Raw genomic sequence first — 26,220 nt, forward strand, 5'->3', positions numbered from 1 at the left:
CAAAAAATATAATCAAATGCAACAAACTAATTTCATTTTTAATAGGCACAATTAATTTTAGAAGATAGTACGAAAAAATATTGACTATTTTCTTTAGAATGTGTAAAATTTAGATAGATTATTTAAAGTGAGGTTTTTTTATCTTGTCTATATTAAAGAAGAAAGTTAATATGTTTAGTGTACTATTGAATGTGGTATTAATAGCTATTATAGCTATTGGAGTGCTATTTTTCTTACCTAAGGAACATAAATCAGAAGTCAAATCGTCAATTAATATCGAAAGTATTGAAAAAGTGAATGAAGTTGTATTTTTGAATGCGGGAATTAATGAAATTATTTCTGAAACAAAAACAACTCAAGTTTTTGGGTTTGATGTGCCGTTCTCTAAAAAAGCAGCATTAGTAATTTTAAATTATAAAGCTAAATTTGGAATTAAAAGTAGTGTAAAGGTTGAACAAATAAGCGAAAAAGAATATAAGGTTATTGTTCCAAAATTGGAAGTAATTGGTGTTGAACTTTCAAAAGATAATCCTTATGATTTATATGATAGTCATGGAGAGTTATTAAGTGGAACTACAGAAGATATTGATACTGGGAAATTGGTTGCTAACCAACTTTCTAGTGATAAACAAGCAGAGTATTTAGATAAATTTAAGAGTGAAATTAAAGAATCTGCAATCAATTATTATAAAACAATATTTTCTTCAATGGATTCTGAAGTAAAAGTAACTATAGAATTTACAGAATAATTTTTGAAATACAAAACCCTGGCCATCTCTGGTCAGGGTTTTGTGTGGTTCTATAATTTTTAGGGTTGATGGAAATTTTCCACCAACCCTATTTTAGTGTATACAAAAAGGCCAACATCCATTATATTAAAAGCGCTGAAACCTAAAACAAAAGAATGATGACCATATGAACAATATACTAGAAGCTACACTACAAATCAAAGATGCACACAATGAAGGTGTTACATTCCATTTCTTAGAGAATATTAAAGAAGTATTGCGTGATGAGAGTGGGAAAGTAACTGGTGTAAAGGTTATTACAATGGAACTTGGTGAACCTGATGAAAGTGGAAGAAGATCAACGCATGAACTGGCAGGTAGTGAACATATTATTCCATGTGACCTTGTCGTTGCAGCAATTGAACAAAAGTAGACTTTAGTGTTCTAGATGAAAGGTAAAAATTTGACTTTCGGTCAACATCAGAGTCCAATAGAAATGAACTAATAACAGGTGATGCATATTTAGGTCCTCAATCTATCGTAACCGCAATTAAAGGCGGGTGAGAAGTTGCGACAGAAGTACATGAATCGTTTAAAGAAAACACATAAATAACTTGTGGTGCCTTTCGTTTTTTTACTGGGAAAATTAAGGAACTATAGTTATAAATACTTAAAGATTTTAATATATTAACATGTATATATTTATGAGAAGATTAAATAGAAATATTTGATATTAGCAACAATATCTACATCTTATAACAATATAGGTATTAATATATTCATAAAATATTAGTAGGAGAATAGTATGAACAAGAAACTATTATCAGGCTTAGGGACTGACCCCAAAAAGTGAGAATTTAATAAAAACACCCTAGGGCTACCGTCTTCGGAATTCAACCGGAGACAGGTAGTCCAATTTTTGTTGATTAGGTTCTTCATCAACACTATTTGACAAAGAGCCAAAAGAATCAGGTGATGAACCTGATTCTTTTTTTGTTTATACATTCTCGTCGAGATTACATGATACCGAAGAAACGAGCTGCGATACCAACTACAAAGAGGGCAAGAATGATTGTGATTGGAGATACTTTTTTCTTAAGCAACCACATGCAAAGGAAAGTAAGGAGAAGTCCCATCAATCCTGGAATCAATGAGTTCAACTGACCTTGAAGCGTTTGTGGTTGAACGCTATCCAAACTCAATCCGCTAAGTGCTTGACCAAGAATACCCTTCAATTCTCCACCTGTAACAGGACCTTCTGGGAAGACGATGTAGGCACCTTCTGACAATTGTTTACCTGGAAGGTTGATAGTGAAGTTGATAGATACCCAACGTTGTACAAGAACGGCAAGGATGAACATACCAAGGATTGAAGCTCCTTTAGTGATGTCTTTCAAGATACCACCTGACATGTCTTTAGTGATTTCAGATCCAGCCTTGTAACCAAACTCTTGTGTATACCAAAGGAAAGACATACGAATTGCATTCCATCCAAAGAAGAAGAGAAGTGGTCCAACGATATTACCAGTTGCAGCGAGTGATGCACCAAGGGCACCAAGGATAGGACGAACTGTAAACCAGAAGACTGGGTCACCGATACCGGCAAGAGGTCCCATCATACCAATCTTAACACCTTGGATAGCAGCGTCATCGATTTCAGTACCGTTTGCTCGTTCTTCTTCAAGTGCAAGAGTAACCCCCATAATTGGAGCAGCTACGTATGGGTGAGTGTTGAAGAACTCAAGGTGACGCTCAAGAGCAGCAGCTTGATCTTCTTTTTTAGTGTAAAGTTTCTTGATAGCTGGGATCAAAGAGTAAGCCCAACCCAAGTTTTGCATACGTTCGTAGTTCCATGAACCTTGAAGGAATTGTGAACGCCACCAAACTTTTTGGCGATCTGATTTTGATAATTGAATTTTTTCAGCCATGATTGTTCCCCTTTCTAGTAGTCTTCTAGGATATCACCGATTGGATCGTTAGAAGTTGCAGCTCCTCCGCCACCGTTTCCACCTTGTTTAGAAAGGTTGAGGTAGATGAAGGCAAGGGCAACACCGATGACACCAAGGGCAATCAAAGTCAATTGAGAAATTGCTGCAAGAGCAAAACCGATAGCGAAGAATGGCCATACTTCACGAGTTGCCATCATGTTGATTACCAAAGCGTAACCAACGGCAACGACCATGGCACCACCGACAGCCATACCACCTTTAAGCCATTCAGGCATAAGGTTCAATACGCTTTGAACGGCTTCAGTTGGCATTGCAAGCAAGAGTGCAGCTGGGATAGCAATACGTAGACCTTGAAGAGCAAGGGCAAAGTAGTGAGCACGCTCAACAGCTGCAATGTTCCCTTCTTTAGCAGCAGCGTCTGCAGTGTGAACCAAACCAACTGAGATTGTACGAACAATCATAGTCAAGAAAAGTCCAGCTACGGCAAGAGGGATTGCAGTAGCAGTTGCGACTGCGATACCTTCAGTAGTAAAGTTACCACCTTTAATCATGATGATTGCAGCGGCAACAGAGGCAAGGGCAGCATCAGGAGCAACGGCAGCACCGATGTTTGCCCAACCAAGGGCGATCATTTGAAGTGATCCACCAAGCATAACCCCTGCTTCGAGGTTACCAGTAACAAGACCGATAAGGGTACAAGCTACGATTGGTTGGTGGAATTGGAATTGGTCGAGGATACCTTCAAGACCTGCGAAGAAGGCAACAACTACAACCAAGATAGCAGAAATGAATGAAATATCTGACATGGTTTTATTCCTTTTCTATTTAGTTTTAATTATTGAACGTTAGCTTTGCTAATCAAGTCAAACAAATCTTTTTTAGTGTCGTTTGGTACTTTACGTACGTCAAATTCAACACCAAGATCACGCATTTTTTCAAATGTAGCAACGTCGTCTTTGTCCATTGACAATACGTTGTTGACCATTGTTTTACCTGTTGAGTGAGCCATTGATCCTACGTTAAGAGTCTTGATTGGCACACCGCCTTCGATAGCACGAAGGGCATCTTGTGGTGTTTCAAACAAGATAAGGGCGTGTGTTTCACCAAAACGAGGATCTTTTGCAACCTCAATCAATTTTTTGATTGGGACAACGTTAGCCTTCACTCCGTTAGGAGCCGCTTGTTTAATCAATTCTTTACGAAGATCGTCGTTTGCAACGTTATCTGAAGCAACGATGATACGGTCTGCTTTTGAATCTGGTGTCCAAGCAGTTGCGACTTGTCCGTGAAGAAGACGTGTGTCAAGACGAGCAAGATTGATTTTCAATTTACCGTCTCCGATAACTGTTCCTTCTGGGATAGCAGCTTGGGCTACAGGAGCAGCTGCAGCAGTTGCAACTTCCTCAGCTGGGTTTAGCTCTTCTGGTAGAGCCTTGATGCCATCTTTAGCTTCTTTAATGATGTTCGCAGCGACTTTATCCACTCCAGCATTCGCGTCCATAAGACGCTCTGTGTAGGCTTGGATCAACATCGGCAAGTTAAGTCCTGTGATGATGGCAAATTTACGCTCAGGATTTTCTCCCATTACGCGACTAGCTTGGTTAAATGGAGATCCACTCCAAAGGTCAGCCAAGACTAGAACCTCATCTTCTGCGTCAAATGCAGCCACAGCATTGTTGAACTTGGCGTATAAATCATCTGGACCTTCGTTTGGCATAAAGGTTACAACTTGAACCTTTTCTTGTTCACCAAAGATCATAGATCCTGACTGATGAATACCCGCAGCAAATTCACCGTGGCTCGCAATAATGATTCCGATACTCATTATTGTCATTCCTCCTTATAAAATGTTTGACTTGTAGTTTAAGAAAACTTTAAGACTCCTTAAGTATAAATCGATTTCAGAAAAAAAGCAACTAATTATAATAAAGAGTGAAAAAAATCTCAAATTTCCATTTTTACAAATATTGATATATCGAATTTTTATAAAATCATCTATAAAATGGTAAAAAAATTTAATATAAAAAAGCAGAGGGACTAGGAAGTTTACGTCAGTAGTGCTCTTGGGCGTCTAAAAAATGCCCCAAGTCCAATTAGTTGTCGTGTCAAAATTTTATTACAAAAAAACGAGGTGGGATTTTCTGGCTCGACCTCGTTTTGGCATTTATTATTTATCTTAGTGAGTAAAGTCTAGAACCATACGACCTTGGATGGTTCCAGCAGCCATTTCATCAAAGACAGCAACGGCATCTTCGACAGGACGTTTTTGAACGACTGGCACAATCAGACCTTCAGCACCAAATTGGAAGGCTTCTTCCAAATCTTTACGTGTTCCAACAAGGGAACCGATGACTTGGATACCGTCAAGAACTGTTTTGACGATGCTAAGGTCCATTATTTCTGAAGGGAGACCAACAGCAACTACACGACCGCCTGCACGAACAGAGTCAACTGCTTGGTTAAAGGCAACTTTTGATACAGCTGTTACGACAGCTGAGTGAGCACCACCGTTTGTTTTTTCTTTGATAAGACCTGGAACGTCTTCGACTTCAAGACCGTTAATCACGATATCTGCACCAACTTCTTTAGCTAGGGCAAGTTTATCATTGTTAATATCAACTGCGATAACGTGAGCGTTGAATACTTTTTTAGCGTATTGGACAGCCAAGTTACCAAGGCCACCAGCACCATAGAGGACAACCCATTGGCCTGGTTCAACTTTTGCTTCTTTGATAGCCTTGTATGTAGTAACACCGGCACAAGTGATAGAAGAAGCTTGGGCTGGATCGAGACCATCTGGAACCTTAACAGCATAATCTGCAGTTACGATACATTGTTCAGCCATACCACCGTCAACTGAGTAGCCTGCATTTTTTACGGAACGGCAAAGAGTTTCGCGTCCGGTTGTACAGTATTCACACATACCACAGCCTTCAAAGAACCAAGCTACGCTGACACGGTCGCCAACTTTTAAGCTTTTAACATCAGGAGCAACTTCTTTGACGATACCGATCCCTTCGTGACCGAGAACACGTCCTGGAACTTTACCAAAGTCACCATGGGCAACGTGGAGGTCAGTGTGGCAGACACCACAGTACTCAACTTCTACAAGAGCTTCCCCAGTTTTGAGTGGACGGAGAACTTTTTCTTCAATAGCAACACCAGTGCCTTCTGGATTTACAACAACAGCTTTCATAGCTATCCTCCTTGATTAGTCGTTGAGGTGCAGAGGAAAAGGGGCTTGGCTTGATAGGTTTTCAAGTGAAGTCGAATTTGAACCGCCTTCTTATTTACTTATATGTGAAGTATATCACGATATTTATTATAGTACAATAGTTTTGAGGTGAAAACCTATGTAATCGCTTAACCGGTTGATAAGACTGTGAAAATTGAACAAATAAGATTGATGCATTGGCGAGTAAATACCTATAAACGCTAGAAAAGTTGACTTTATATCGCCTCTTTAAGGTTTTCAGCAAATTTTCTGAGTTTCTTCTCGAGGGGATTTTGGTATAATATAGAAAGCAATTGATCTTTCTAGTAAGAGAATTTAGAGTGAGAGGTATCTATGTCCCCTTCTATTCAGTTATTGAAAAACCGTTATTTAAAAAATATAAAAGAAAATCCAAATCTCTATATTGGGATTGAGTTGGAGTTTCCTATCGTACATGTAGATGGACAAGCTACCGATATTGAAGTCAGTAAGGATTTGATGTGCTTTTTGGTGGATGCTCTCGGTCTGGAAGTTGAAAAGGAAGACCAGGATGGCAATCCAATTCAACTTGTAGAACCGATCAGTCAAGACCGGATTTTGTTTGAGGTTTCCTACACGACCTTGGAGTTTGCCTTTGGCAGAGCCCAGAAAATCCAAGAGGTCCAAGGACGATTTCAAGCTTATATGAAGGTTATTCAGGAAAAACTAGGCGAAAAGGATCATGCTATCCAGGGCTGGGGGATTCATCCAAGCTGGGATCAGAATGACAATCGCCCTGTGGCTTATCCACGCTACCAGATGCTGATGGCTTATCTGCAGATGGGAAGTCGCCAAGAGAGTGCTGATTTGTATGACTTTCCACAATATGGAGCCTTTATCTGTGGGAGTCAAGTTCAGTTGGATGTATCGACTGCTAACTACCTACGTGTCATTAATGCATTCACTCAGCTTGAGGCAGCCAAAGCTTACCTGTTTGCCAATTCTGTGTTTTCGGGAGCAGAATGGGATACTTTGATTTCACGAGATATTTTTTGGGAAGATTCCATGCATGGAATTTATCCAGAGAATGTCGGTGTCAATTCAAAACTCTTCAAAGAAGAGGATGATTTCTTTGATTATCTAGACCGATCTGCGATTTTTACAGCAGAACGTGATGGGGAAACCTACTATTTTTCTCCAATTCGGGCTAGAGATTACTTAGATACTGATGAGATTACTGCCTATACTCTAAATGGAAAAGAAACTCTGCTTGTTCCTCAAGAGAAGGATTTCCAAACGCACCGTAGTTACCAATTCCAAGACTTAACAACTCGAGGAACGGTCGAATTTCGTAGTGTTTGTACACAGCCGTTAGACCGCACCTTTGCTTCAGCAGCCTTTCATTTAGGATTGCTGGTGAATCTAGACAAGCTTGAAACTTACCTAGAAACAGCTCCTTTCTTTGAAAGTTTTGGTCGTGACTACAAATCTTTGAGACGCCAGTTTTCTAAGAAACGGCTTTCAGATGAGGAGACAGTTGGAATTGTTCAATTCTCAAAAGACTTGCTAGCGATAGCAGAGCAAGGTCTTAAGATAAGAGGTCAGCAAGAAATGACCTATTTAGAGCCTTTGAAAGAAAAATTGATTCTATAATTTTCTTATAAAGGGAGAATTTTCTGAAAAATCATGTTATAATGGATGAGACTATAGATAAAGGATAGAGATTTATGACATTAGTTTATCAATCAACGCGTGATGCGAAAAATACAGTAACAGCCAGCCAAGCGATTTTGCAAGGTTTGGCAACAGATGGAGGCTTATTTACTCCAGTTAGCTATCCAAAGGTTGATTTGGATTTTGAAACATTAAAGGACGCTTCTTACCAAGAAGTAGCTAAGCTTGTCTTGTCAGCTTTCTTGGATGACTTTACAGCTGAGGAGTTGGACTACTGTATCAATAATGCCTACGATAGCAAATTTGATACTCCAGCTATCGCGCCATTAGTGAAATTAGACGGACAATATAACTTGGAACTTTTCCACGGTTCAACCATTGCCTTTAAGGATATGGCCTTGTCTATCTTGCCATACTTTATGACAACAGCTGCTAAGAAGCATGGTTTGGAAAACAAGATTGTCATCTTGACAGCGACATCTGGAGACACTGGTAAAGCTGCCATGGCAGGATTTGCGGATGTTCCTGGAACTGAAATCATCGTCTTTTATCCAAAAGACGGTGTCAGCAAGGTGCAAGAGTTGCAAATGACCACTCAAACGGGCGAAAACACCCATGTTATCGCCATCGATGGAAACTTTGACGATGCTCAAACCAACGTTAAGCACATGTTCAACGATGTGGAGCTTCGTGAAAAATTGGCTGCTAACAAGCTCCAGTTCTCATCTGCTAACTCTATGAATATCGGTCGTTTGGTACCACAGATTGTCTATTATGTGTATGCCTACGCTCAGCTTGTTAAAACTGGTGAGATTAAGGCTGGTGACAAGGTTAACTTCACCGTACCGACAGGAAACTTTGGGAATATCTTGGCTGCCTTTTATGCCAAGCAAATCGGCCTACCAGTTGGCAAGTTGATCTGTGCTTCAAATGACAACAATGTTTTGACAGACTTCTTCAAAACTCGTGTTTATGACAAGAAGCGTGAGTTTAAGGTAACCACTAGCCCATCTATGGATATCTTGGTCTCTTCAAACTTGGAGCGCTTGATTTTCCACCTTTTGGGTAATGATGCGGTTAAGACAGCTGAACTCATGAATGCTTTGAATAACCAAGGTCAGTATGAATTAACAGATTTTGATGCAGAGATTCTTGATCTCTTTGCAGCAGAGTATGCGACTGAAGCGGAAACAGCAGCAGAAATCAAGCGTGTTTATCAAACAGATGCCTACATCGAGGATCCTCATACAGCAGTTGCTTCAGCCGTATATAAAAAATACCAAGCGGCGACAGGCGATGTGGCTAAGACCGTGATTGCTTCAACAGCTAGTCCATATAAATTCCCAGTAGTTGCAGTAGAAGCTGTAACAGGGAAATCAGGCTTGACCGACTTTGAAGCTTTGGCTCAGTTGCACGAAATTTCAGGAGTGGCAGTGCCACCAGCAGTTGATGGCCTTGAAACAGCTCCAGTCCGTCACAAGACAACTGTTGCAGCAGCAGAGATGCAGGCTGCAGTAGAATCTTATCTAGGACTTTAAGACAGAGGAAGTAAACTCGGTTGGGCAACTAACTGAGTTTCTTTTCATCAGGAGGAAGGATTGTTTAAGAAAAATAAAGACATTCTCAACATAGCCCTGCCAGCCATGGGTGAAAATTTCTTGCAGATGCTCATGGGGATGGTAGATAGCTATCTGGTGGCACATCTGGGGTTGATCGCCATTTCGGGTGTGTCTGTAGCTGGAAATATTATCACTATTTATCAGGCTATTTTTATTGCCTTGGGAGCAGCAATTTCTAGTGTTATATCAAAAAGTTTGGGACAGAAAGATCAGTCTAGACTAGCCTACCATGTGACAGAAGCGCTCAAGATTACTCTGCTACTGAGTTTAGTTTTAGGGGCCTTATCCATCTTTGCAGGACGAGAGATGATTGGTCTTTTGGGGACAGAAGCGGCTGTGGCTGAGAGTGGAGGACTATACCTAGCTTTAGTTGGAGGGACAATTGTCCTCTTGGGCTTGATGACTAGTTTGGGTGCCTTGATTCGCACCACCCATAATCCGCGCCTTCCCCTTTATGTGAGTCTTTTATCCAATGCCTTGAATATTCTCTTTTCAAGTCTAGCTATTTTTGTTCTTGATATGGGCATAGCTGGTGTAGCTTGGGGGACTATTCTATCTCGTTTGGTCGGGGTTGTGATTTTATGGTCACAATTAAAACTCCCATATACAAGACCAAGCTTTGGACTGGACAAAGACTTACTGACTTTGGCTTTACCTGCAGCGGGAGAGCGTCTCATGATGCGAGCTGGAGATGTGGTTATTATTGCCCTGGTTGTTTCTTTCGGAACTGAGGCAGTCGCAGGAAATGCAATCGGTGAAGTCTTGACTCAGTTTAATTATATGCCAGCCTTTGGTGTCGCTACAGCAACAGTCATGCAGGTGGCTCGAGCAGTTGGAGAAGATGATTGGGCAAGGGTGGACAAGCTCAGTAAGCAAACTTTTTGGCTATCGCTCTTTCTCATGTTGCCCTTAACACTTAGTATCTATGCTCTCGGAACGCCCCTAAGTCACCTCTACACTAGTGATCCTGCGGCCATTAAAGCCAGTGTTTTGGTGACACTGTTCTCACTACTAGGAACTCCTATGACGACGGGGACAGTCATTTATACAGCTGTCTGGCAGGGGTTGGGAAATGCACGCCTCCCCTTTTATGCGACAAGTATCGGAATGTGGTGTATCCGTATCGGAACAGGGTATCTGATGGGAATTGTTCTTGGTTGGGGCTTGCCTGGTATTTGGGCAGGAACGCTTTTGGATAATGGTTTTCGCTGGTTCTTCCTGCGCTATCGTTATAAGCAATATATCTCTTTGAAAGGATGACATATGAAAAAAATTGGATTTATCTGGGATTTAGATGGGACTTTATTGGACTCTTATGAGGCTATCTTAGCAGGAATCGAAGAGACTTTTGCCCAGTTTGATATTCCTTATGATAAGGCTGAGGTTCGTGCCTTTATTCTAAAAACTTCCGTTCAAGATCTGTTGGAAAAGGTGGGAGAAGAAAGAGGCTTGGATGCTGATATGCTCAATCAGGTTCGTGCTCAGAGTTTGGCTGAGAAGAATGCTCAAGTTGTTCTGATGCCGGGGGCGCGTGAAATCTTAGCTTGGGCAGACCAGCAAGGAATTGAGCAGTTTGTTTATACCATAAATAGTACACAGCTTGCTAATCCTTTGAAACCAGTGGACTTCTAGCGTGTTAAGCAAAAGTGAATACGAGATTGAATACGACTTTAATTTTAGCTGGAGCGGATGAAATCCATGAACTGGTCAACGACTTCAACACGTTGATTATCATTGATGTGGGTATACATATCAAGGGTGATTTGAACATTATTGTGACCGAGTCTATCTGAAATGATTTTGGCTGTAATACCAGCTTCAAACAGAAGAGAAGCATGTGTATGCCTAAATCCGTGAGGCGAAATTTTTTTAAGTTCTTTGTGTTTACAAAAGAATCTGCTAAGCTTCACTTTCATAGTTGCGGCTAAAAGCCATCCCCCTATGTCATTCGTAAAAATATAATTCAAATCATGTTTGTAAGGAACACCAGCCTGGAAATATTCTTTTATTTGCTGTCGTTTCCAGAGTTTCAAAACATTCAGAGTTTCATCATCTAAGATGATAACCCTCTTACTCCTTTTGGTTTTAGGATCCTGAACAGTTTGTTTTTTGCCAATCACGACAGCCGTGCGAGAAATGCTTAACCGTTTATTTTCAAAGTCAACATCTGACCACATGAGGCCGATTGCTTCTCCAGTTCTCAATCCAGAAAAAGCGAGCAAGTGGAAAAAGGTATAGTCTACAGGCTTAAAATTTGCTTTGGAAACTTTAAGGAACTCTGTTAGTTCCTGTTTTGTATAGTAGTTTTCTTTGCCCTTTAAGGGTTTATTTTTAGGCTTGATAATCTTGTCTAAGGGATTTGACTTAATGATATCAAGAGAAGCGGCATACTTGAAAATACGGCTAATAACAGAGTAGTAATTGGCATAGAGGACATAGCGATTACTTAACTTTATAGCAACCTTCTGACAATAAGCGACACTGATCTGCTTAATCTTCATATCTGTAAAATATGAGTCAATCATAACATTAAGTTTTTTCTTAACGTTCTGATATGTTGTTGGTTTTACGGTATTCTTATAGCTAGAAAGCCACAAATCAGCGACTTCAGCGAAAGTAGGATTCTGGAAATCTTCATTGTTTGAAAAACCATTTTCTTCAACGTCTAAGAGAAGGTCACGTTCGGCAGTCTTGGCCTCTTTAATGGTTTTAAAACCACGTCTTGTTGTGCGTTTTTCTTTTCCAGTTGCAGGGTCTATGCCCAGGTATGTTTGAAAGAGATATCTAGTCTCTCCTTTTTTTGTAATGTATTTTTTTATCATAAAAAGTCCTTTCTTTTCGATTGCTTGCCCGCATAGTTGAAAAGGTGTAGAACTTATGATAAACTATAGTTGTATTTTTTTATCATCTTTTCCATTGCTTGCTAGATGGAAAATTGAAACCTCACACTCAAAAACTTGGCGGTCGGAGAGTGTGGGGATTTTTTATTTTTTAGCTAGGCGCCATACTGTTAAATCTAGATAATACGTCAATTCTTTTTCACGAGAAATAACTCTCTCAGTTTCGATGTTTAGTGTTTTGTATGGTCCACCCCTACCAGTAAGGATTGCATCGTATCGGTAATTTGGATTAGCTATGTATGATGAAATTTGTGATGCGATCATAGCAGGCAAGTATCCAACAAAGATATTATTCACTAAAACTTTGATAGCATTTTTATCATGAGGATTTGTTGGTTCTGGGAATAGATGAACATCAACTGTTTTTAATTTATTGTATTTATAAACTGGTTTATATGTTTCAAGCATATAAGATTTTAAACTCTTATTATCTTTTCCAAAATAATGAATTCCTTTAGAAAGAAAATCAGCAGCAGCTTCAGCTTCTTCTTTATGATAATTTGTTCCCATTAACAAGAAGTCTTCTCGGAAAATAATTGTATCAATCTGTGGGCTGTAATTTTCAATTTTCTTCTTTTTCTCTCGCTTTGCAGTTAAATGACCAATAATGTAAGTTATAAAACCAGTAATAAACAAGAAGAAGCCAAGAGGTAGAAATAAAAATAGGAATATAGCACCTAAAACCATAAAGACAAGTCCAACTTCTTTATATTCTTTTGGAGTGTGTTGCTTTTTACCGTTAGATGACAAAATAGATTGTTGTTTTTTTGCGACTACTTTTTTCTTTCTCTTTTTAGACGGTTTCAGTAAATCAGAAAGTCCAAATGTTGTCTTATGGTAGACCTTATTATACATGGCTTTCTTGGGATTCTTTATCCATCCCACGCCTTTCTTCCCATATCCAGGAATAATAGCTTTTTTAGCTTGTCTTTTCCATTTGCTAGTAGTTTTAGCTTTCAAGCTCTTTTTTAGACTTGGTGTTCTCATACCTATTTTCATAACTTTCTCCTTTTAATTTTCAATTGGCATGAAGTTTCCGACTATTTTTCCAATAATTCTCGGATCTTCTTCAAATGGTGCAAATTTATCTTTATATTTTTTATTGATAGAGACGAGTCTAAGACCATCTTTTTCTTTATAAACTTTCTTGATATAAGTTTGGCCATCCCAATCAACTGCATAAACAGCACCATCATAGTCAAATCCTGTTTCTTTGATAAGAACGACCTCCCCATTCATATACTTAGGCTCCATAGAATCCCCAAAAACCCAAGAAGCGAAATCGTGGTCTAGGTCTTTGTCATAAAAAACAGTGTCATAGTTCCCATCATTGAAGTATGAGAATCCAGTACCAGCTGAAAGTTTTTCATATACCTTGTATTCAAATAAGTCTTCCTCTAATGAAATAACTTTGTTAGACTGCTCGCGCAATTGGTTCTCTGTAAAATCTAAAACCTTTTGTTTTCTAGGAGCAGTAAGCTTTACAGCTTTTTCAGTTATTTTCTGAACAAGAGGGGAAGTAGGTATCTTTAGTTCTTGGACAGGAGTATCGTCTGACATAGGAACATTATATCCCATTAACCAAGCTTCGGAGACCCCCAATGTTTTAGATAATAAAACAAGTTTGTCTTGATCAGGAGAAGACTTTCCTGAAACATATTGTGACAAAGCACTCTTACCCATTTTGATACCAAGTTCCTTTTGAAGTGGTAAAGAACTATTCAAGATATCTACTTGTCTAAGATTTCTTTCAGACAGAATTTGTTTTAGTCGTAAAGATGTTGTAGTTTTCATATTTAACACTCCGTTCTCAATAGTAATTATATATCTATTTGAACAAAAGTTCAAGATAAAAAGTAAAAAAGTTCAAAAAAAATGAACTTAAGTATTGACAAGGCAAAAAATAAGGAGTAGAATTATAATCACAAGAGTTCAAATAACTTGAACAAAAGATAGAAAGGAGAATAAATGAAATTTGATTATTCAAAATTGAATGGAAAAATTACTGAAATTTTTAATAGCCGGAAAAAATTCGCTAAAGCTATGAAACTTTCAGAACGAAGTATTTCACTTAAATTAAATAATCAGCGTTATTGGAAAAACAACGAAATTACAACAGCTTGTAATCTGTTACTTATTCCAGATAACCAAATAGGGGATTATTTTTTTAAACTTGAAGTTCAAGAAACTTGAACAAAATAAAACTAGAAAGGAACATTATGAACGAACTTATCAACGTTACACTTAATGACAGTCATGAGCCTGTTGTTTCAGGAAGACAACTTCATGAGGCTCTGGAAGTCAAAACACCTTATGATAAATGGTTTCCACGAATGACGGAATACGGATTTACAGAAAACGAAGACTTTTCGACATTTTTGTCGCAAAGTACAGGAGGTCGTAGAGCTACTGACCACGTCATCAAGTTAGACATGGCTAAAGAAATTGCCATGATCCAGCGGACAGAGCGAGGCAAGCAAGTCCGACAGTACTTCATTCAGGTAGAAAAGGACTTTAACAGCCCTGAGAAGATTATGGCGAGAGCCTTGCTCATGGCAGACAAGAAGGTTCATAAGCTAGAAGTTCAGATCGAGGCGGACAAACCGAAGGTACTCTTTGCGGATGCTGTGAGTGCTAGTCACACATCTATCTTGGTCGGAGACCTTGCTAAGCTCATCAGTCAAAACGGCTACAAAATCGGAGGCAATCGTCTTTTTGTCTGGTTGCGTGAAAATGGCTACTTGATCAAGCGAAAAGGCTCTGACTGGAACATGCCGACACAACGAAGCATGGAAATGAAAATCTTTGAAATCAAGGAGTCAACCATCACACATCCTGACGGTCATATCTCTGTCAGCAAGACCGTCAAGGTCACTGGCAAGGGGCAGCAGTATTTTATCAACAAGTTTTTGAATGAGGAGGCAGTATGATGAGACCAAGACGATATCCGTATAGCGGGAAAAAAGAGCCCGCCTTCGTAAAGGCAGACCCTGAATTATTTGAAAAACTTTTAAGAAACACTAGTTATCTTGAGAGTTTACTAGCTGAACGAGTAAAGAGACCGTAGTTTCTGTGCTAAGTTTATGGGCAACAAGAACACTATGGAGAATAGCCTTTCTAATCTCCATGTCGATTGGATACTCTTTAAATACTTCATCTAACATATCTTCGATAATAGGTTTAGAATCGTTGATAATTTCTTTAGAAACTTTAAAAGCGTCTTCTTTAGTTAATTTTGCCATATAGTTTTCCTCCTTTCTGTTGAAATTTTGACTAAAACGGTGAGAGGTCCTAGTCAAGGTTATTATAGCAAATTAGGAGGGAATTTCATCAGTCTTGAGACTGATATAGGAGGTTGAATGGAAGATAAAATTATTGAACTTGCTGATTACTTCATCAGTGAATCTAAAACGTACAGAGAAGCAAAGATAGCGTGTGAGAAGCTATTGAAACAAGTCAGCCATGAGATAGAACTCAGGGCTATGGAAAGTAAGACTTTTTAAACAAAAAGCACCTGACGGAAATCAGGTACTTACTTAAACAATTTAAACTATTATATCACAAAAAATGCTTGCCCGCATAGTTGAGAGGATGTAGAAAATGGAAGGTATAACATTACAATTACGATTGGATGGTGAAAGTGCTGAATTGTTCACGAATCAATTATTGGCTTTTGCTGAAAAGCAGGTCAAGGAGCAGTTAGAGAATGATCGCATGCCAATCAATCAACAAGCTTTGATGAAGAAGTTCGGCTTTACTCACGGATATGTTAAGATGCTCGAACGAAAAGGATTAAGATTTCGTAAGCAAGGGAAAGATACTATGTATGATGTCAATGATGTTTACGAGATTTTGGAATTAGAAAAAGAAGTACGAAAATTAAGAGCATAAGGAGAACAAAATGACAGAACCAACTTTATCAAGCCAGCTGCTTGGCTTAGTGTCAATCTTTATCGGGATCTTTATCCTGATGTTACTGACCGCTAAAAATGAAGAAAAAACTGAACAAAAAACAGTGATCATCATTGAAGAAGCTGAAGATTTCAGAGAGGTTGCACGAAGAAACTTGAAAAACTGTGATAGAGGATTCACCTATGACACACAACCACCTGTCGGACTCGCTTCAACGATTGAGGATGTGCCTCATAGTTTTAGAGAATGCATCGAAGATTATGACAGACTGGCTAACGACTACCAGGAAGAAGCAGGTAACAATGATATTCTACGAAAACAAAATGCGAATCTCTTAGAAGAAAATGGGCGTTTGCTCTACAAAGAAATGACGATGGATTTTCGTCAGAATCCAAGAAAATGGAGGGCAAAGACATGAGTGTTAGTCGCAGTATGAATGAGTTAGAAATTCGTGTCTTAAACATGATTATCAATTGTGCGACCTTCGACTTGCCAATCCAAGCCAGTGAAATTCGTTTAGAAACTGGGCTCTCAAAACGTAAGGTAGAAGAAATCATCGAGAGCTTGCGTGTAAATTTTGGTCATCCTATCGTAGCTAAGAAAATGAAGCCGAACGGATATTACTTACCACGAAATGAGGAGGAGCGACAAGCTGGTCTTGCGCCTTATCGCAGACAAATCCTAACCGAGCAAAAGAACCTTGCTGCAGTGATGGAAGTGGATTTGAAAAAGTATTGGGAGGATAGCGCATGAGTGAAGATTTTAGAATACTACCTCATGATCTAGTTGCAGAACAGTCGGTTCTGGGTGCAGTCTTTATCTCACCAGAAACGATGACGTCACTTGCAGACGAATTAACTCCAGACGATTTCTACAAGCCTGCTAACAAGATTGTTTTTAAAACAATGTTGTCATTACTTGAAAAAGGTGAGCCGATCGATGCTACTACCATGATTTCTGCTCTTACTAATCAGGGAGATATCTCAAATATCGGGGGCATCACCTACGTTGTCGAGCTGGTGAACTCAACTCCGACTTCAAAAAATGTGGAGCATTATGCGAAGCTTGTAAAAGAAAAGGCTACGCTCCGAAAAGTAATCGCTGACTTGTCGGATTCGTTATCTAGTGCTTATCAAGGTGATGTCTCAATCGGTGAGATCATTGCTAAAACTGAAAAATCTCTACTGGATATCAGTAATCAAAATGCAGGGACAGGATTTCGTAATGTGGCCGATATTCTTGATACACACATGCAGATAGTCGAGACTCGCTCACAGACAGATGGATTCGTGACTGGTCTGTCTACTGGATTTGTCGGACTAGATAAGATTACAACAGGCCTTCATGAAGGAAATCTTATCATCCTTGCTGCGCGACCTGCAATGGGGAAAACGGCGTTAGCATTGAACATTGCAAAGTATGTGGCTACGAAGGAAAGAAAGCCTGCAGTTATCTTCTCGCTTGAAATGGGTGCAGAGGAACTGATCGAGCGTATGTTGGCATCAGAGGGCATGGTTCCAGCTTATCATCTGAAGACTGGGAATTTGAGTACTGACGAATGGAAACGGCTGGTACAGGCCCAAAATAATCTCTATGATGCGCCTATCTTTGTGGACGATACTGCGGGTATTCGGATTTCAGAGATACGCTCAAATGCTCGAAAACTCGCCCAAGAAATGGGCGGTCTGGGTGTCATCATCATTGACTACTTGCAGTTGATAACTGGGGCAAAGGGCGAGAATCGTCAGCAGATTGTTTCAGAGATTTCAAGGGAATTGAAGATACTTGCTAAAGATTTGAAAGTACCTGTCATTGCCTTGTCACAGTTAAGTCGTGCAGTTGAACAGAGACAGGACAAGCGCCCAATGCTGGCAGACTTGCGAGAGTCAGGCTCTATTGAGCAAGATGCTGATATTGTAGCGTTCTTGTATCGTGATGCCTATTACCAGAAGGAACAGGCAGACAGTCAAGAAGCGAATAACGTGACCGAGCTAATCCTAGAAAAGAATAGACATGGGAGTCTAGGGACAGTGAAGTTGTATTTTCATAAGGAATACACAAAATTTTCAAGTGTGGAGGGGTAGATGGCAGAAAGAAGAATGGTCAGCAAGACCATAATGCAAACACAAAAATTTTTAAGACTACCACTTGAAACTCAGGCATTGTATGTTCATTTAGTCATCAATTCAGATGATGACGGAATTGTCGAAGCATTTCCAGTCGTTAGAATGATTGGTGCCAGTGAGGACAGTTTAGGCCTATTAGTTATCAAGCAGTTTATAAAACCACTTAATCAAGACATGGTCTATTTCATTACGGATTTCAACGAACAAAATAAAATTAGACCAGATAGACACAAGCCTAGTATACATAGGAATTTAGCTATTCAACAACTTGGATTAGAAGTTGATGGAAGTAGATTGGTTGAGCCTGGAAAGGCAGTTCTAGAGCTTACTGAAGAAGGTCAGGCAGTTGACGGACAAGTGACGGACGAATGTCCGCATAGTATAGGTCAGGGTAGTATAGGTCAGGGTAGTATAGATAATATCCCTTACAAAGAAATTATCGATTATCTCAATTCAAAGACTGGAAAGAATTATAGAGATAATGTTCAGAAGAACAGATCTCTGATTAAGGCTAGATGGTCTGAAGGATATCGATTAGATGACTTTAAACAGGTGATTGATAACATGGTTAAGGATTGGTCAGGTACGAAGTATGCGAAATATTTGAGACCTGAAACACTCTTTGGAACAAAGTTCGATGGTTATTTGAATCAAGGGAATATTGTTAATCGTGAAAAGAAAACAGACGAAAGGCTAGGGTTTTAGATGAAACAGTTTAAACAATTTAGAACTAGAACGGTTCTTGATGATGTCTGTGAAATCCATGGATGCCATCTTTGGTCTGTTAAGATTCCTATTAAGGGGAAGGTTGAAGAAATCAGTCAATGTCCTGAGTGTGAGAAAGAGAACATCCGTCTCTTTGAAAAGCAGTTGAATATGGAAGCCGAGGTCAAAAGCAAGCTATCGGACACTTACGAGGTCTTTGCTCGTGACAGTATCGTTTCAAGTAAGCTTGCTAGCAAGTCACTACATGACTATGAGATTCAGGTTGATATTGATGAAAAGGCTATGAATTTTGTGAAGCGATTGGAACGTGAGTATGCCAAAGGTACAGTTGGGAATGCCATCATCACAGGACCTTCTGGAGTCGGGAAGAGTCATCTAACCTATGGATTAGCTCGGTTTCTCAATGAGCAATTTAAGTCTTATGATGAACCGAAAAGCGTGCTCTTTGTGTCGGTTGTGGCTTTGTTTGACAAGATTCGAGAAAGTTTTGAGTTTGACAATGGATTTTCAGAAGCCAAGATGGTCAAGCTACTGTCTGAGGTTGATTTTCTCTTCCTGGATGACCTTGGGAAAGAGAGTCGCAAGGCTGACACGAGGCGAAATGAATGGGCGCATCAGATATTGTTCAAGATCCTGGATAATCGGACCAATACGATTATCAACACGAATCTGTCTAGTGAAGAAATTAAAGAGCTTTACTCGGACGATTTCGGGAATGGTGCTTTATCAAGTCGCATTTTTGAAGGAGCAACTGGCAGGTGCTTTGTGTATCCGTCTGGGATGAAGGATAGGAGGTATTGATGTTAAATCTTTACTTCGTCTACAACGGGCACTGTCAATTCTTCCTTTGGACGTTTAATAACGTCGATGATCTCATTGAGCGTATGGAAGACCATCAATGGGCATTCTCGGTTATCACTCACCCAAGGTTTCAGAAGTACATCGGCAAACGGACAACGCGGTTCGACTACGGTGCGAAGGATTGTTACTACTTGGCGACTTTTTCAGGAGGGAAATAATGGCTAGAGATATTTTAACCGATTTAGCATTTGAAAACTTATACAAAGCTGTAGCACTTCCAGATTGGAAAGAATCTGATGAAATAATCCTTGTTAGCTTAGCCAACAAGGAACAAATAGAGTCAGATGAGAGACACCGCTTAACTGAAAATTGCAGATTTTTTGGCGATCGAATTTGTATCTTCTGTGAACAAGTGAAGAAAAATAATTACATCACGCTACATAAATCTAAGTTAGAAAAAATTATTAAGGTAATGGAATCATTTACAAACGTAGAACAAATAAAGGGAGAAGAAAATGATTGAACTTATTAAAGAATTTGGAATAACTTTTCTGTGCTTCTTTATCGGTTACTCGGTCGTGGAATGTATAGCAGGAAAGGAAAAGAAAGATGATCAATAATGTGGTGTTAATTGGGCGCTTAACTCGTGATCCAGAATTACGATACACGCCATCAAATGTTGCAGTTGCGACTTTCAATCTGGCAGTAAATCGAAATTTTAAAGGTGCGAATGGAGAGCGAGAGGCTGACTTCATCAACTGTATGATGTGGCGCAAGCAGGCTGAAAATTTTGCAAATTGGCTAAAAAAGGGTGCTCTTGTGGAAATCACAGGTCGCATCCAAACTCGTAGTTATGATAATCAACACGGCCAACGTGTCTATGTGACGGAAGTTGTAGCTGAAAGTTTTCAAACGCTTGAAAAGAAGGATAATACTGCGAACCAGTCAAGTATGGAAAATCAGATGCCACCAAGTTATGGCCAAGGCGAGCCAATGGATATTTCAGATGATGATTTGCCGTTCTAGGAGGTAAGAAATATGGTTGGAGTAACCTATCAGGAGATTCATCTCTTTGTTGAATTTTTGAAAGAGCAGTATGGGCAAGGTCGTCCAGACTATATTGAAGCTCTGAACGACTTGGATGGTCTGGTGGAAGTCTCCTACAGAGAAGCTATTGAAAGATTTTTAGAAGATGAAGTACGATAAACAGGCTGAGATTGACGGACTGAAACGCACAATCAAGAAAAACGAAGAAAAGATTGCCGAGTATTCGAAGCCGTGCGATGCACGCAAGAGACGGATTAGAGCATTGGAGCGCGATTTGTTGAAGAAAAAGAATAAAGAGCTAGAAGAAAAGATAAAGGAGTTAGAAGATGAATGAAAAAAAATTGATTAATGTCCCACGGATTTTGTTCCCTATCGGAACAGATGTTTCAATAAAAGGGAAGATAGTTAGCTTAAAGGTGCTTGATGACAGGTTTGTTGAGAACGTTGTTAAACTTGATTACGGCGAACAAATTATTGCTCCAAACGATGCGATTTATGTCGAGGGCGAACCAGAAGCAGGTAACGCAGATGAAGCTCCACGCTATGTCAAAAATATACTAGCAAGATTGCGAGAATTGCCATTGCATGACCGTGAAGTTTGGCTAAAGGCTATCATGGGTGAATTTGAGAAAGATTTCAGTCATGCAAAATGGCGTGAGGGCTACGAGCAAGGAAAATTTGAGGGAGCATGGGTTGGTAATCAATTGAAGGATGCTAATAAGATTCGACGTGAGTTGAATCAAGTAAAGGTTCCGCAGTTTGTGGCGGAAATTATCGAGTATTACAAGGGACAGAACGCTACGTTATATGATGCGCTTAGAGAAAAAAATTTCAACAAACAATACAATGAGTGGTTGATGAATGAACAGGATGCTTACGACAAAGTAGCTCGTGCATGGCTTGATGGCTACGAGGTCGAGGAAGAAAAGCGGTATTTGGTGAAGATAAAAGGGATTTGTGGAAATCACGAAACTTTGAACCGTGAAAAACATTCAAAAAAATGGCTTTTTTCAGATCGAGAAGAAAACACACTTTATAAAACACATCACACCTGCAAAGAATTAGAAGAAGCGGGCTTAGGCTGGGTATTCGATTGCCCAGGTATTGAGATTGAGGAGGTTGAGTGATGGAATTATTTGCACACTATTTTAACAAGCACATTGCTAAAAAAATCGAATTAGCTGATATTACAATCATTGATTATCATAGTCCAGAATATAAACAAATGTATAATCTAAGATATATTTTCGATAAGAAAAATTCATCATTAGCTATCACAGGGGATTTTGGAGAGCTGGTTGCAGTAAATTTTTACAATATGGGTAGTTGGGAAGATTTCTATAAGGATTTCACAAACAACGCTGAATATTTTATTGAAAAAATAAAAGCATCTAGTCGAAATCTTTTTGTTTATGATGAAGACGAAGCTAAAAAAATTATTCTTGAGTATTTCTTTGATAATAAGCGATATGAAGACTTAGACGAAAATGATCGATATTATTTTGATGAACTATTTGAATATTTCGATGATCGGCATGGATTCAAACACATTACTGATACTGTTCGAGAATTCCTGAGTGAACAAGATTCAGAATACTATGAGACTCTTGAATTCGCTGGTAAAAAAGTGTCTGAAATAGTGCTTCTCTATTTGGATGCTTATAAAAGAGCGTATGAATCAATAAAAAATGAGGAGGTGGAGTGATGAAACGTTTTATAGCTATCTGGATCTTGCTATCTGCTGGACTAAACGTCTGGCAGAGTATCCAAATCAAAAAATTAGAAGAAAAGCGCCCGATGATTGTCTATAAAGCTGATAATCAAGGCGCTGAGATATTCGGTAAGGTCGTTGAGAAAGGACGACATGGCAAGTTATACACGGTGACTATCAGAGATTATGGAATTTTCGTAGTCACTAGAGAGCAGTGGGACAAGGTAAAAGTTGGGGCTGAGGTGAAATTATGATACCAAGATATAGAGCATGGATAAAGTCATTGAAATGGATGTGTGATGTAACTAACATTTCATTTGATAGCAAATTCGTAGATATCTGTCAGCAGGGAGATACTGAAAGATGTACAGAAATGTCAGTAGAGTTTGATGAAATTAAACTCATGCAATCAACAGGACTCAAAGACAAGAACGGAAAGGAAATCTTTGAGGGGGATATAGTCGATTACAAAGGCAGAAAAGCGCTTGTAAGCTGGCATGGCTCTTATGCAAGTTTTATTTACAGATTTGTAGATGAATTACAAAAGCGAAATGCAGAATGGAATCCTCTTTATTTAGCTTACATGAGATGTGAAATCATCGGCAACATCTACGAAAATCCCGAGCTTTGGGAGGTTAATGGATGACAAAGTTTATTCAACTAGTGCCGTTTAAATATGGTGAGGAGAAAGAACCTATCACGATAAATGTTGATTGTATCAAAAGCGTTTTGAAAAATGATGATTTCTTTAGCAAAGTATTTGTAAACGATGAAATGACAGAGCATCTAAAAGAGCGACTAACTGCCGATAAGTTCATGTATGTAATCAAGCCAACATACAAAGAGATTGCAGCTATTCTAACTCAGAAAGAAGAAAGCTCGCAAGATCATGGATTGGTTGATTGAGGAGAAAGAACATGAGAATTAAAACATTAATGGGAACAATCATCAACGTTGATAAAATAAAGCGTAGCATCACGATTGATGGTGTCGAATATGGTTCAGACTGTCGTGCTTTGGTCTCTAAGCACAGAGACGGTACAGGGACTATTACATTAGTCTTTGAAGGAAAAATTATTTAAAAAGGAGTAAAAACAATGTTTACACAATACGATCACGAAACAGGGAAAACTAAACTTACAAAACTTGCAAAAGGTAGCATCATCACGGTTGTTGCTATTACTTCACTTGGAATTTTTCGTCTCACGGCCGTGAAGCGCATCCCAGCTAATACGGTTGGAGTAAAGGTCAGTGCAATCGGAGGTGTTCAAGAAAACACCCTACAAACAGGTTATCATCTCAAAATTCCTTTCATCGATACCGTCTATACTCTTTCGACTTCAGTTCAGACGAAGACTATGGAAAAAATCACAACTCAGACCAAAGATGGTCAATGGCTGAATACTAACATTGATGTGAAATATCGTGTGAATAAAGAAAAGGCAATGACAATCTTTTCAAACTACACCAAGTTAGAAAATGTGAATGAGAGTGTAATTGCTCCGGCAGTACAGAGAGCTATCGAGTCGGTTACTGGGAATTATGACATCTACGACATTCTTGGGAATAAGCGTACAGAAGTCTATGAAGAGATTGACAAGGCGCTAAAAGAGAAATTTGAATCTTATGATCTTGAATTTGTTTCATTCACAATAACTGATCAGGATGCAGGAGATGAAATTGAAGCAGCAATCAAATCTGAATCTGTCAAACAGAAGGAAATTGACACAGCTAAACAGGAACAGGAAAAAGCTAAGGTCGAAGCTGATACCAAGAAAGTTCAAGCTCAAGCTGAAGCGGATGCTGGCATCATCAAAGCAGAAGGAGAAGCTAAAGCTAACAAAGCTAAGTCAGACTCAATCACAGACAACCTTATCCGTATGAAAGAAGCAGAAGCCAGAGAGAAGCATGGCTGGGTTACTGTTAATGGAGCCGGTGGCGTGATTACAAATCATGATTAAAATATAAACGGCATAGAAACGAGGTGAGCGATGCCCTTCTTTCCTGATATAAATGAAATAAAAACGAAAGAGAATGCCAAAAGGATTCTAAAAGGATATCCTCGTTGGAGAAGAGTCGCGAATGACACTGATGGTCAGAGAGTGACCACCACCTACTCATTCATGCCACGAAATCCATCAAGCGGGAGAGATAGTCAAGTTGAAAAATTGGCTATACGAAAAGTTGATGCAGAGATTGAGCTGGATGCAATTGAGCAAGCTGTCAGTAGATTACATGATCCACTATATCGTAGGATACTTTTTGAGAAGTATCTTCAGTGGAATTGCAAGAAGGATGAAACAATCGCAATGGACTTGTCTCTGTCAGAAAGTTCATATTACGACATCTTGGATAAGTCTCTGATGGCATTTGCAGAGTTATACCGCAATGGTGAACAGGTTGAGATTTTGGAGTAAACTTGGAGTTTTTTTGGAGTAAATTCGGAGTAAGTTCGGAGTGGATATATGATTTTGTGTGCTAAAATTATATTATGAAATAATTGTAAAGGCAGGCACATCCTGCCTTTTTGTATGGATTGGAGGTGATGTCGTGAAGAAAGTAGAACCTATTCGAGAACTTGATGATATTGAACGGATGAAAAACTTCTTAAAATCAAAGAGTGAGCGAAACTATGTTCTGATTATGTGTGGTCTTTATTCTGGAATGCGTATCAGCGACATCATACCTCTGCAAGTTAAACATGTGACTAGTGATAGAATAGAAGTCACTGAGAAGAAGACAGGCAAAGTCAAGCGTTTTGCTATCAATCCGGAATTAAGAAAGGCCTTGAATCATTACATTAAAATGAATGAGCTACAAGGATATGACTATCTATTTCCTAGCAAAAAGAAAGTCAGGACGGATGGAGTTCGGATAACTCACATAGGTCGAGTAGCTGCTTACCAAATTTTAAAGCAAGCAGCTGAACATGTTGGCCTGAAGAATATTGGAACCCACTCCATGAGAAAGTCATTTGGCTATCATCACTACAGAAAAAATCAAAATGTAGCGATCTTGATGGAATTATTTAATCATTCATCACCAGATATTACACTTGATTATATAGGTATTAAGCAGGATGAATTGGATGATTCAATGATGAATTTTAGCTATTAAATTCCTATTTATTTAACACATTGAGAAAATGTAAATTAGTATTTAATAAAATAGATGTAAGCACTTGCTACGATTGAGGTTTAAGGATGTTGATTTTATTTAACAGAATATAAGATATGTTAAATATACGAGGGTGTAAGAAGTTAAAAAACCTCCCCCCTACATCATAAAAATTAACCCCCTACCTCTTAAAAAGAAAGGCCCCTCCGAAGATGAATACCACCCATGAAAGACCGGACCGGAGCGGTCCTCACAGAGTTGCTTTTGAAAAGAATAAAAATATTATTCTCAAAACAAGAAATACTTGTGGGATTTGTGGACTACCAGTTGACAAATCCTTGAGGTACCCACATCCATTAAGTCCGGTCATTGATCACATTATTCCAATCAATCGCAACGGTCACCCATCAGATATTCAAAACTTGCAGTTAGCCCACTGGCAATGCAACAGACAGAAGTCTGATAAACTGTATGCTGACGATAGATCAGCCAATGCTACTGTTGTAGGCAACAGGAACTTGCCACAGTCTAGAGACTGGACAAAGTACAGAGGTTGAAGAAACTAAAAAAAGAAAAATTATATTATTTTTTAAAAATATCAAAAATAATAATGAATGCTTAGATTTTGAAAAAAATAACAGATATGTGTGAAGTAAGTCCTAGCTGAGGATAGGGGGGGTATCCCCCTCCCACTAGGCGCTCGCGAGCTTCACGCCG

Annotated in this window: 38 protein-coding genes; 30 read left to right on the top strand and 8 right to left on the bottom strand. The window is 39.1% G+C overall.

What is annotated here, in order from left to right; genetic code table 11:
* Positions 1-170: 170 nt before the first annotated feature.
* Together QM374_RS05460 and QM374_RS05465 are read left to right on the top strand one after the other, a co-directional pair.
* The gene (locus QM374_RS05460) at positions 171-749 is read left to right on the top strand and encodes a DUF4230 domain-containing protein (RefSeq protein ID WP_000493216.1); all 579 of its coding nucleotides are present in this window, start codon (positions 171-173) and stop codon (positions 747-749) included.
* A 166-nt stretch (positions 750-915) separates the two neighbouring features.
* Complete coding sequence (locus tag QM374_RS05465) at positions 916-1,161, top strand: glutamate synthase (protein WP_414311106.1); 246 nt, start codon at positions 916-918, stop codon at positions 1,159-1,161.
* Between the two features lie 583 nt (positions 1,162-1,744).
* Here QM374_RS05465 and QM374_RS05470 read toward each other — a convergent pair.
* From QM374_RS05470 to adhP, 4 genes are all read right to left on the bottom strand, one after another.
* Positions 1,745-2,656 (bottom strand): PTS system mannose/fructose/sorbose family transporter subunit IID, encoded by a 912-nt coding sequence (locus QM374_RS05470; protein WP_045763029.1) that lies wholly within the window; start codon positions 2,654-2,656, stop codon positions 1,745-1,747.
* A gap of 14 nt (positions 2,657-2,670) precedes the next feature.
* Positions 2,671-3,483, bottom strand: coding sequence for a PTS mannose/fructose/sorbose transporter subunit IIC (locus QM374_RS05475; RefSeq protein ID WP_075230373.1), 813 nt, complete (start codon positions 3,481-3,483; stop codon positions 2,671-2,673).
* 29 nt (positions 3,484-3,512) lie between these two features.
* Positions 3,513-4,502: a PTS sugar transporter subunit IIB gene (locus tag QM374_RS05480; RefSeq protein WP_045613768.1), complete on the bottom strand. Its 990-nt coding sequence runs from the start codon at positions 4,500-4,502 to the stop codon at positions 3,513-3,515.
* A 351-nt stretch (positions 4,503-4,853) separates the two neighbouring features.
* Positions 4,854-5,873, bottom strand: coding sequence for an alcohol dehydrogenase AdhP (gene adhP / locus QM374_RS05485; protein ID WP_414311107.1), 1,020 nt, complete (start codon positions 5,871-5,873; stop codon positions 4,854-4,856).
* Between the two features lie 372 nt (positions 5,874-6,245).
* Here adhP and QM374_RS05490 point away from each other — a divergent pair, with 372 nt between their 5' ends.
* The 4 genes from QM374_RS05490 (at position 6,246) to QM374_RS05505 (ending at position 10,795) form a co-directional block, all read left to right on the top strand.
* Positions 6,246-7,523 (top strand): gamma-glutamylcysteine synthetase, encoded by a 1,278-nt coding sequence (locus tag QM374_RS05490; RefSeq protein WP_414311108.1) that lies wholly within the window; start codon positions 6,246-6,248, stop codon positions 7,521-7,523.
* Between the two features lie 74 nt (positions 7,524-7,597).
* A complete protein-coding gene (thrC, locus tag QM374_RS05495; protein WP_414311109.1) occupies positions 7,598-9,082 on the top strand; it encodes a threonine synthase in 1,485 nt (494 codons plus the stop codon).
* Between the two features lie 60 nt (positions 9,083-9,142).
* A complete protein-coding gene (locus QM374_RS05500; RefSeq protein WP_414311110.1) occupies positions 9,143-10,423 on the top strand; it encodes an MATE family efflux transporter in 1,281 nt (426 codons plus the stop codon).
* A gap of 3 nt (positions 10,424-10,426) precedes the next feature.
* Entirely contained in the window at positions 10,427-10,795 is a 369-nt protein-coding gene (locus QM374_RS05505; protein ID WP_414311111.1) for an HAD hydrolase-like protein, read from the top strand.
* A gap of 44 nt (positions 10,796-10,839) precedes the next feature.
* Here QM374_RS05505 and QM374_RS05510 read toward each other — a convergent pair whose 3' ends face one another.
* The 3 genes from QM374_RS05510 to QM374_RS05520 form a co-directional block, all read right to left on the bottom strand.
* Positions 10,840-11,985: a tyrosine-type recombinase/integrase gene (locus tag QM374_RS05510; protein WP_414311112.1), complete on the bottom strand. Its 1,146-nt coding sequence runs from the start codon at positions 11,983-11,985 to the stop codon at positions 10,840-10,842.
* Positions 11,986-12,147: 162 nt separating this feature from the next.
* Positions 12,148-13,062: an HIRAN domain-containing protein gene (locus QM374_RS05515; RefSeq protein WP_414311113.1), complete on the bottom strand. Its 915-nt coding sequence runs from the start codon at positions 13,060-13,062 to the stop codon at positions 12,148-12,150.
* A gap of 12 nt (positions 13,063-13,074) precedes the next feature.
* On the bottom strand, positions 13,075-13,857 hold the full coding sequence (locus QM374_RS05520) for a S24 family peptidase (protein WP_414311114.1): 783 nt from the start codon (positions 13,855-13,857) through the stop codon (positions 13,075-13,077).
* Positions 13,858-14,031: 174 nt separating this feature from the next.
* Between QM374_RS05520 and QM374_RS05525 the strand changes: the two genes are divergently transcribed.
* On the top strand, positions 14,032-14,256 hold the full coding sequence (locus QM374_RS05525) for a DUF739 family protein (RefSeq protein WP_414311115.1): 225 nt from the start codon (positions 14,032-14,034) through the stop codon (positions 14,254-14,256).
* 26 nt (positions 14,257-14,282) lie between these two features.
* The gene (locus QM374_RS05530) at positions 14,283-14,993 is read left to right on the top strand and encodes a phage antirepressor KilAC domain-containing protein (RefSeq protein WP_414311116.1); all 711 of its coding nucleotides are present in this window, start codon (positions 14,283-14,285) and stop codon (positions 14,991-14,993) included.
* A 90-nt stretch (positions 14,994-15,083) separates the two neighbouring features.
* Here QM374_RS05530 and QM374_RS05535 read toward each other — a convergent pair whose 3' ends face one another.
* Positions 15,084-15,305, bottom strand: a complete 222-nt coding sequence (locus QM374_RS05535; protein WP_414311117.1) for a hypothetical protein — start codon at positions 15,303-15,305, stop codon at positions 15,084-15,086.
* 117 nt (positions 15,306-15,422) lie between these two features.
* Between QM374_RS05535 and QM374_RS05540 the strand changes: the two genes are divergently transcribed.
* From QM374_RS05540 to QM374_RS05645, 22 genes are all read left to right on the top strand, one after another.
* Positions 15,423-15,566, top strand: coding sequence for a hypothetical protein (locus QM374_RS05540; protein ID WP_414311118.1), 144 nt, complete (start codon positions 15,423-15,425; stop codon positions 15,564-15,566).
* 97 nt (positions 15,567-15,663) lie between these two features.
* Complete coding sequence (locus QM374_RS05545; protein ID WP_052696554.1) at positions 15,664-15,954, top strand: hypothetical protein; 291 nt, start codon at positions 15,664-15,666, stop codon at positions 15,952-15,954.
* Positions 15,955-15,964: 10 nt separating this feature from the next.
* A complete protein-coding gene (locus QM374_RS05550) occupies positions 15,965-16,393 on the top strand; it encodes a hypothetical protein (RefSeq protein ID WP_414311119.1) in 429 nt (142 codons plus the stop codon).
* Positions 16,390-16,728, top strand: a complete 339-nt coding sequence (locus QM374_RS05555; protein WP_414311120.1) for a hypothetical protein — start codon at positions 16,390-16,392, stop codon at positions 16,726-16,728. Before QM374_RS05550 ends, QM374_RS05555 begins: the two co-directional genes overlap by 4 nt.
* Positions 16,725-18,059: a replicative DNA helicase gene (gene dnaB, locus QM374_RS05560; protein ID WP_414311121.1), complete on the top strand. Its 1,335-nt coding sequence runs from the start codon at positions 16,725-16,727 to the stop codon at positions 18,057-18,059. Before QM374_RS05555 ends, dnaB begins: the two co-directional genes overlap by 4 nt.
* The gene (locus QM374_RS05565) at positions 18,060-18,806 is read left to right on the top strand and encodes a conserved phage C-terminal domain-containing protein (protein WP_414311122.1); all 747 of its coding nucleotides are present in this window, start codon (positions 18,060-18,062) and stop codon (positions 18,804-18,806) included. It abuts the gene before it with no gap.
* Positions 18,807-19,628, top strand: coding sequence for an ATP-binding protein (locus QM374_RS05570; RefSeq protein WP_414311123.1), 822 nt, complete (start codon positions 18,807-18,809; stop codon positions 19,626-19,628).
* Complete coding sequence (locus tag QM374_RS05575) at positions 19,628-19,846, top strand: hypothetical protein (protein ID WP_414311124.1); 219 nt, start codon at positions 19,628-19,630, stop codon at positions 19,844-19,846. The genes QM374_RS05570 and QM374_RS05575 overlap by 1 nt, the downstream gene beginning before the upstream one ends.
* A complete protein-coding gene (locus QM374_RS05580) occupies positions 19,846-20,151 on the top strand; it encodes a hypothetical protein (RefSeq protein ID WP_414311125.1) in 306 nt (101 codons plus the stop codon). The genes QM374_RS05575 and QM374_RS05580 overlap by 1 nt, the downstream gene beginning before the upstream one ends.
* Positions 20,152-20,237: 86 nt before the next feature.
* Positions 20,238-20,654 (top strand): single-stranded DNA-binding protein, encoded by a 417-nt coding sequence (gene ssb / locus QM374_RS05585; protein ID WP_414311126.1) that lies wholly within the window; start codon positions 20,238-20,240, stop codon positions 20,652-20,654.
* A gap of 12 nt (positions 20,655-20,666) precedes the next feature.
* Positions 20,667-20,834 (top strand): hypothetical protein, encoded by a 168-nt coding sequence (locus QM374_RS05590; RefSeq protein ID WP_000233203.1) that lies wholly within the window; start codon positions 20,667-20,669, stop codon positions 20,832-20,834.
* A complete protein-coding gene (locus QM374_RS05595) occupies positions 20,821-21,009 on the top strand; it encodes a hypothetical protein (protein ID WP_414311127.1) in 189 nt (62 codons plus the stop codon). The genes QM374_RS05590 and QM374_RS05595 overlap by 14 nt, the downstream gene beginning before the upstream one ends.
* Positions 21,002-21,802 (top strand): DUF1642 domain-containing protein, encoded by an 801-nt coding sequence (locus tag QM374_RS05600; protein ID WP_414311128.1) that lies wholly within the window; start codon positions 21,002-21,004, stop codon positions 21,800-21,802. Before QM374_RS05595 ends, QM374_RS05600 begins: the two co-directional genes overlap by 8 nt.
* Positions 21,802-22,380, top strand: a complete 579-nt coding sequence (locus QM374_RS05605; RefSeq protein ID WP_414311129.1) for a hypothetical protein — start codon at positions 21,802-21,804, stop codon at positions 22,378-22,380. The genes QM374_RS05600 and QM374_RS05605 overlap by 1 nt, the downstream gene beginning before the upstream one ends.
* Positions 22,380-22,640, top strand: a complete 261-nt coding sequence (locus QM374_RS05610; RefSeq protein WP_414311130.1) for a DUF1372 family protein — start codon at positions 22,380-22,382, stop codon at positions 22,638-22,640. Before QM374_RS05605 ends, QM374_RS05610 begins: the two co-directional genes overlap by 1 nt.
* Complete coding sequence (locus QM374_RS05615; protein ID WP_414311131.1) at positions 22,637-23,032, top strand: YopX family protein; 396 nt, start codon at positions 22,637-22,639, stop codon at positions 23,030-23,032. The genes QM374_RS05610 and QM374_RS05615 overlap by 4 nt, the downstream gene beginning before the upstream one ends.
* Positions 23,029-23,292: a hypothetical protein gene (locus QM374_RS05620; RefSeq protein ID WP_301559834.1), complete on the top strand. Its 264-nt coding sequence runs from the start codon at positions 23,029-23,031 to the stop codon at positions 23,290-23,292. Before QM374_RS05615 ends, QM374_RS05620 begins: the two co-directional genes overlap by 4 nt.
* 11 nt (positions 23,293-23,303) lie before the next feature.
* Positions 23,304-23,468 carry a hypothetical protein gene (locus QM374_RS05625; protein WP_371559504.1) on the top strand — a complete coding sequence of 55 codons (165 nt, stop codon included), beginning with the start codon at positions 23,304-23,306 and terminating at the stop codon, positions 23,466-23,468.
* Between the two features lie 15 nt (positions 23,469-23,483).
* Entirely contained in the window at positions 23,484-24,347 is an 864-nt protein-coding gene (locus tag QM374_RS05630) for an SPFH domain-containing protein (RefSeq protein WP_301559836.1), read from the top strand.
* A 30-nt stretch (positions 24,348-24,377) separates the two neighbouring features.
* Positions 24,378-24,803: an ArpU family phage packaging/lysis transcriptional regulator gene (locus tag QM374_RS05635; protein ID WP_311523208.1), complete on the top strand. Its 426-nt coding sequence runs from the start codon at positions 24,378-24,380 to the stop codon at positions 24,801-24,803.
* 133 nt (positions 24,804-24,936) lie between these two features.
* Positions 24,937-25,503 (top strand): site-specific integrase, encoded by a 567-nt coding sequence (locus QM374_RS05640; protein WP_414311132.1) that lies wholly within the window; start codon positions 24,937-24,939, stop codon positions 25,501-25,503.
* A gap of 212 nt (positions 25,504-25,715) precedes the next feature.
* Positions 25,716-26,060: an HNH endonuclease gene (locus QM374_RS05645; protein ID WP_414311133.1), complete on the top strand. Its 345-nt coding sequence runs from the start codon at positions 25,716-25,718 to the stop codon at positions 26,058-26,060.
* Positions 26,061-26,220 lie beyond the last annotated feature (160 nt).

The organism is Streptococcus infantis, assembly GCF_047465525.1.
GTDB classification, from domain to species: domain Bacteria; phylum Bacillota; class Bacilli; order Lactobacillales; family Streptococcaceae; genus Streptococcus; species Streptococcus infantis_R.

Bases quoted from the DNA above. Each gene is read 5' to 3' on its own strand.
- QM374_RS05460 (WP_000493216.1), top strand. From the start codon at position 171: ATGTTTAGTGTACTATTGAATGTGGTATTAATAGCTATTATAGCTATT.
- QM374_RS05465 (WP_414311106.1), top strand. From the start codon at position 916: ATGAACAATATACTAGAAGCTACACTACAAATCAAAGATGCACACAAT.
- QM374_RS05470 (WP_045763029.1), bottom strand. From the start codon at position 2,656: ATGGCTGAAAAAATTCAATTATCAAAATCAGATCGCCAAAAAGTTTGG.
- QM374_RS05475 (WP_075230373.1), bottom strand. From the start codon at position 3,483: ATGTCAGATATTTCATTCATTTCTGCTATCTTGGTTGTAGTTGTTGCC.
- QM374_RS05480 (WP_045613768.1), bottom strand. From the start codon at position 4,502: ATGAGTATCGGAATCATTATTGCGAGCCACGGTGAATTTGCTGCGGGT.
- adhP (WP_414311107.1), bottom strand. From the start codon at position 5,873: ATGAAAGCTGTTGTTGTAAATCCAGAAGGCACTGGTGTTGCTATTGAA.
- QM374_RS05490 (WP_414311108.1), top strand. From the start codon at position 6,246: ATGTCCCCTTCTATTCAGTTATTGAAAAACCGTTATTTAAAAAATATA.
- thrC (WP_414311109.1), top strand. From the start codon at position 7,598: ATGACATTAGTTTATCAATCAACGCGTGATGCGAAAAATACAGTAACA.
- QM374_RS05505 (WP_414311111.1), top strand. From the start codon at position 10,427: ATGAAAAAAATTGGATTTATCTGGGATTTAGATGGGACTTTATTGGAC.
- QM374_RS05510 (WP_414311112.1), bottom strand. From the start codon at position 11,985: ATGATAAAAAAATACATTACAAAAAAAGGAGAGACTAGATATCTCTTT.
- QM374_RS05515 (WP_414311113.1), bottom strand. From the start codon at position 13,062: ATGAAAATAGGTATGAGAACACCAAGTCTAAAAAAGAGCTTGAAAGCT.
- QM374_RS05520 (WP_414311114.1), bottom strand. From the start codon at position 13,857: ATGAAAACTACAACATCTTTACGACTAAAACAAATTCTGTCTGAAAGA.
- QM374_RS05525 (WP_414311115.1), top strand. From the start codon at position 14,032: ATGAAATTTGATTATTCAAAATTGAATGGAAAAATTACTGAAATTTTT.
- QM374_RS05530 (WP_414311116.1), top strand. From the start codon at position 14,283: ATGAACGAACTTATCAACGTTACACTTAATGACAGTCATGAGCCTGTT.
- QM374_RS05535 (WP_414311117.1), bottom strand. From the start codon at position 15,305: ATGGCAAAATTAACTAAAGAAGACGCTTTTAAAGTTTCTAAAGAAATT.
- QM374_RS05540 (WP_414311118.1), top strand. From the start codon at position 15,423: ATGGAAGATAAAATTATTGAACTTGCTGATTACTTCATCAGTGAATCT.
- QM374_RS05545 (WP_052696554.1), top strand. From the start codon at position 15,664: ATGGAAGGTATAACATTACAATTACGATTGGATGGTGAAAGTGCTGAA.
- QM374_RS05550 (WP_414311119.1), top strand. From the start codon at position 15,965: ATGACAGAACCAACTTTATCAAGCCAGCTGCTTGGCTTAGTGTCAATC.
- QM374_RS05555 (WP_414311120.1), top strand. From the start codon at position 16,390: ATGAGTGTTAGTCGCAGTATGAATGAGTTAGAAATTCGTGTCTTAAAC.
- dnaB (WP_414311121.1), top strand. From the start codon at position 16,725: ATGAGTGAAGATTTTAGAATACTACCTCATGATCTAGTTGCAGAACAG.
- QM374_RS05565 (WP_414311122.1), top strand. From the start codon at position 18,060: ATGGCAGAAAGAAGAATGGTCAGCAAGACCATAATGCAAACACAAAAA.
- QM374_RS05570 (WP_414311123.1), top strand. From the start codon at position 18,807: ATGAAACAGTTTAAACAATTTAGAACTAGAACGGTTCTTGATGATGTC.
- QM374_RS05575 (WP_414311124.1), top strand. From the start codon at position 19,628: ATGTTAAATCTTTACTTCGTCTACAACGGGCACTGTCAATTCTTCCTT.
- QM374_RS05580 (WP_414311125.1), top strand. From the start codon at position 19,846: ATGGCTAGAGATATTTTAACCGATTTAGCATTTGAAAACTTATACAAA.
- ssb (WP_414311126.1), top strand. From the start codon at position 20,238: ATGATCAATAATGTGGTGTTAATTGGGCGCTTAACTCGTGATCCAGAA.
- QM374_RS05590 (WP_000233203.1), top strand. From the start codon at position 20,667: ATGGTTGGAGTAACCTATCAGGAGATTCATCTCTTTGTTGAATTTTTG.
- QM374_RS05595 (WP_414311127.1), top strand. From the start codon at position 20,821: ATGAAGTACGATAAACAGGCTGAGATTGACGGACTGAAACGCACAATC.
- QM374_RS05600 (WP_414311128.1), top strand. From the start codon at position 21,002: ATGAATGAAAAAAAATTGATTAATGTCCCACGGATTTTGTTCCCTATC.
- QM374_RS05605 (WP_414311129.1), top strand. From the start codon at position 21,802: ATGGAATTATTTGCACACTATTTTAACAAGCACATTGCTAAAAAAATC.
- QM374_RS05610 (WP_414311130.1), top strand. From the start codon at position 22,380: ATGAAACGTTTTATAGCTATCTGGATCTTGCTATCTGCTGGACTAAAC.
- QM374_RS05615 (WP_414311131.1), top strand. From the start codon at position 22,637: ATGATACCAAGATATAGAGCATGGATAAAGTCATTGAAATGGATGTGT.
- QM374_RS05620 (WP_301559834.1), top strand. From the start codon at position 23,029: ATGACAAAGTTTATTCAACTAGTGCCGTTTAAATATGGTGAGGAGAAA.
- QM374_RS05625 (WP_371559504.1), top strand. From the start codon at position 23,304: ATGAGAATTAAAACATTAATGGGAACAATCATCAACGTTGATAAAATA.
- QM374_RS05630 (WP_301559836.1), top strand. From the start codon at position 23,484: ATGTTTACACAATACGATCACGAAACAGGGAAAACTAAACTTACAAAA.
- QM374_RS05635 (WP_311523208.1), top strand. From the start codon at position 24,378: ATGCCCTTCTTTCCTGATATAAATGAAATAAAAACGAAAGAGAATGCC.
- QM374_RS05645 (WP_414311133.1), top strand. From the start codon at position 25,716: ATGAATACCACCCATGAAAGACCGGACCGGAGCGGTCCTCACAGAGTT.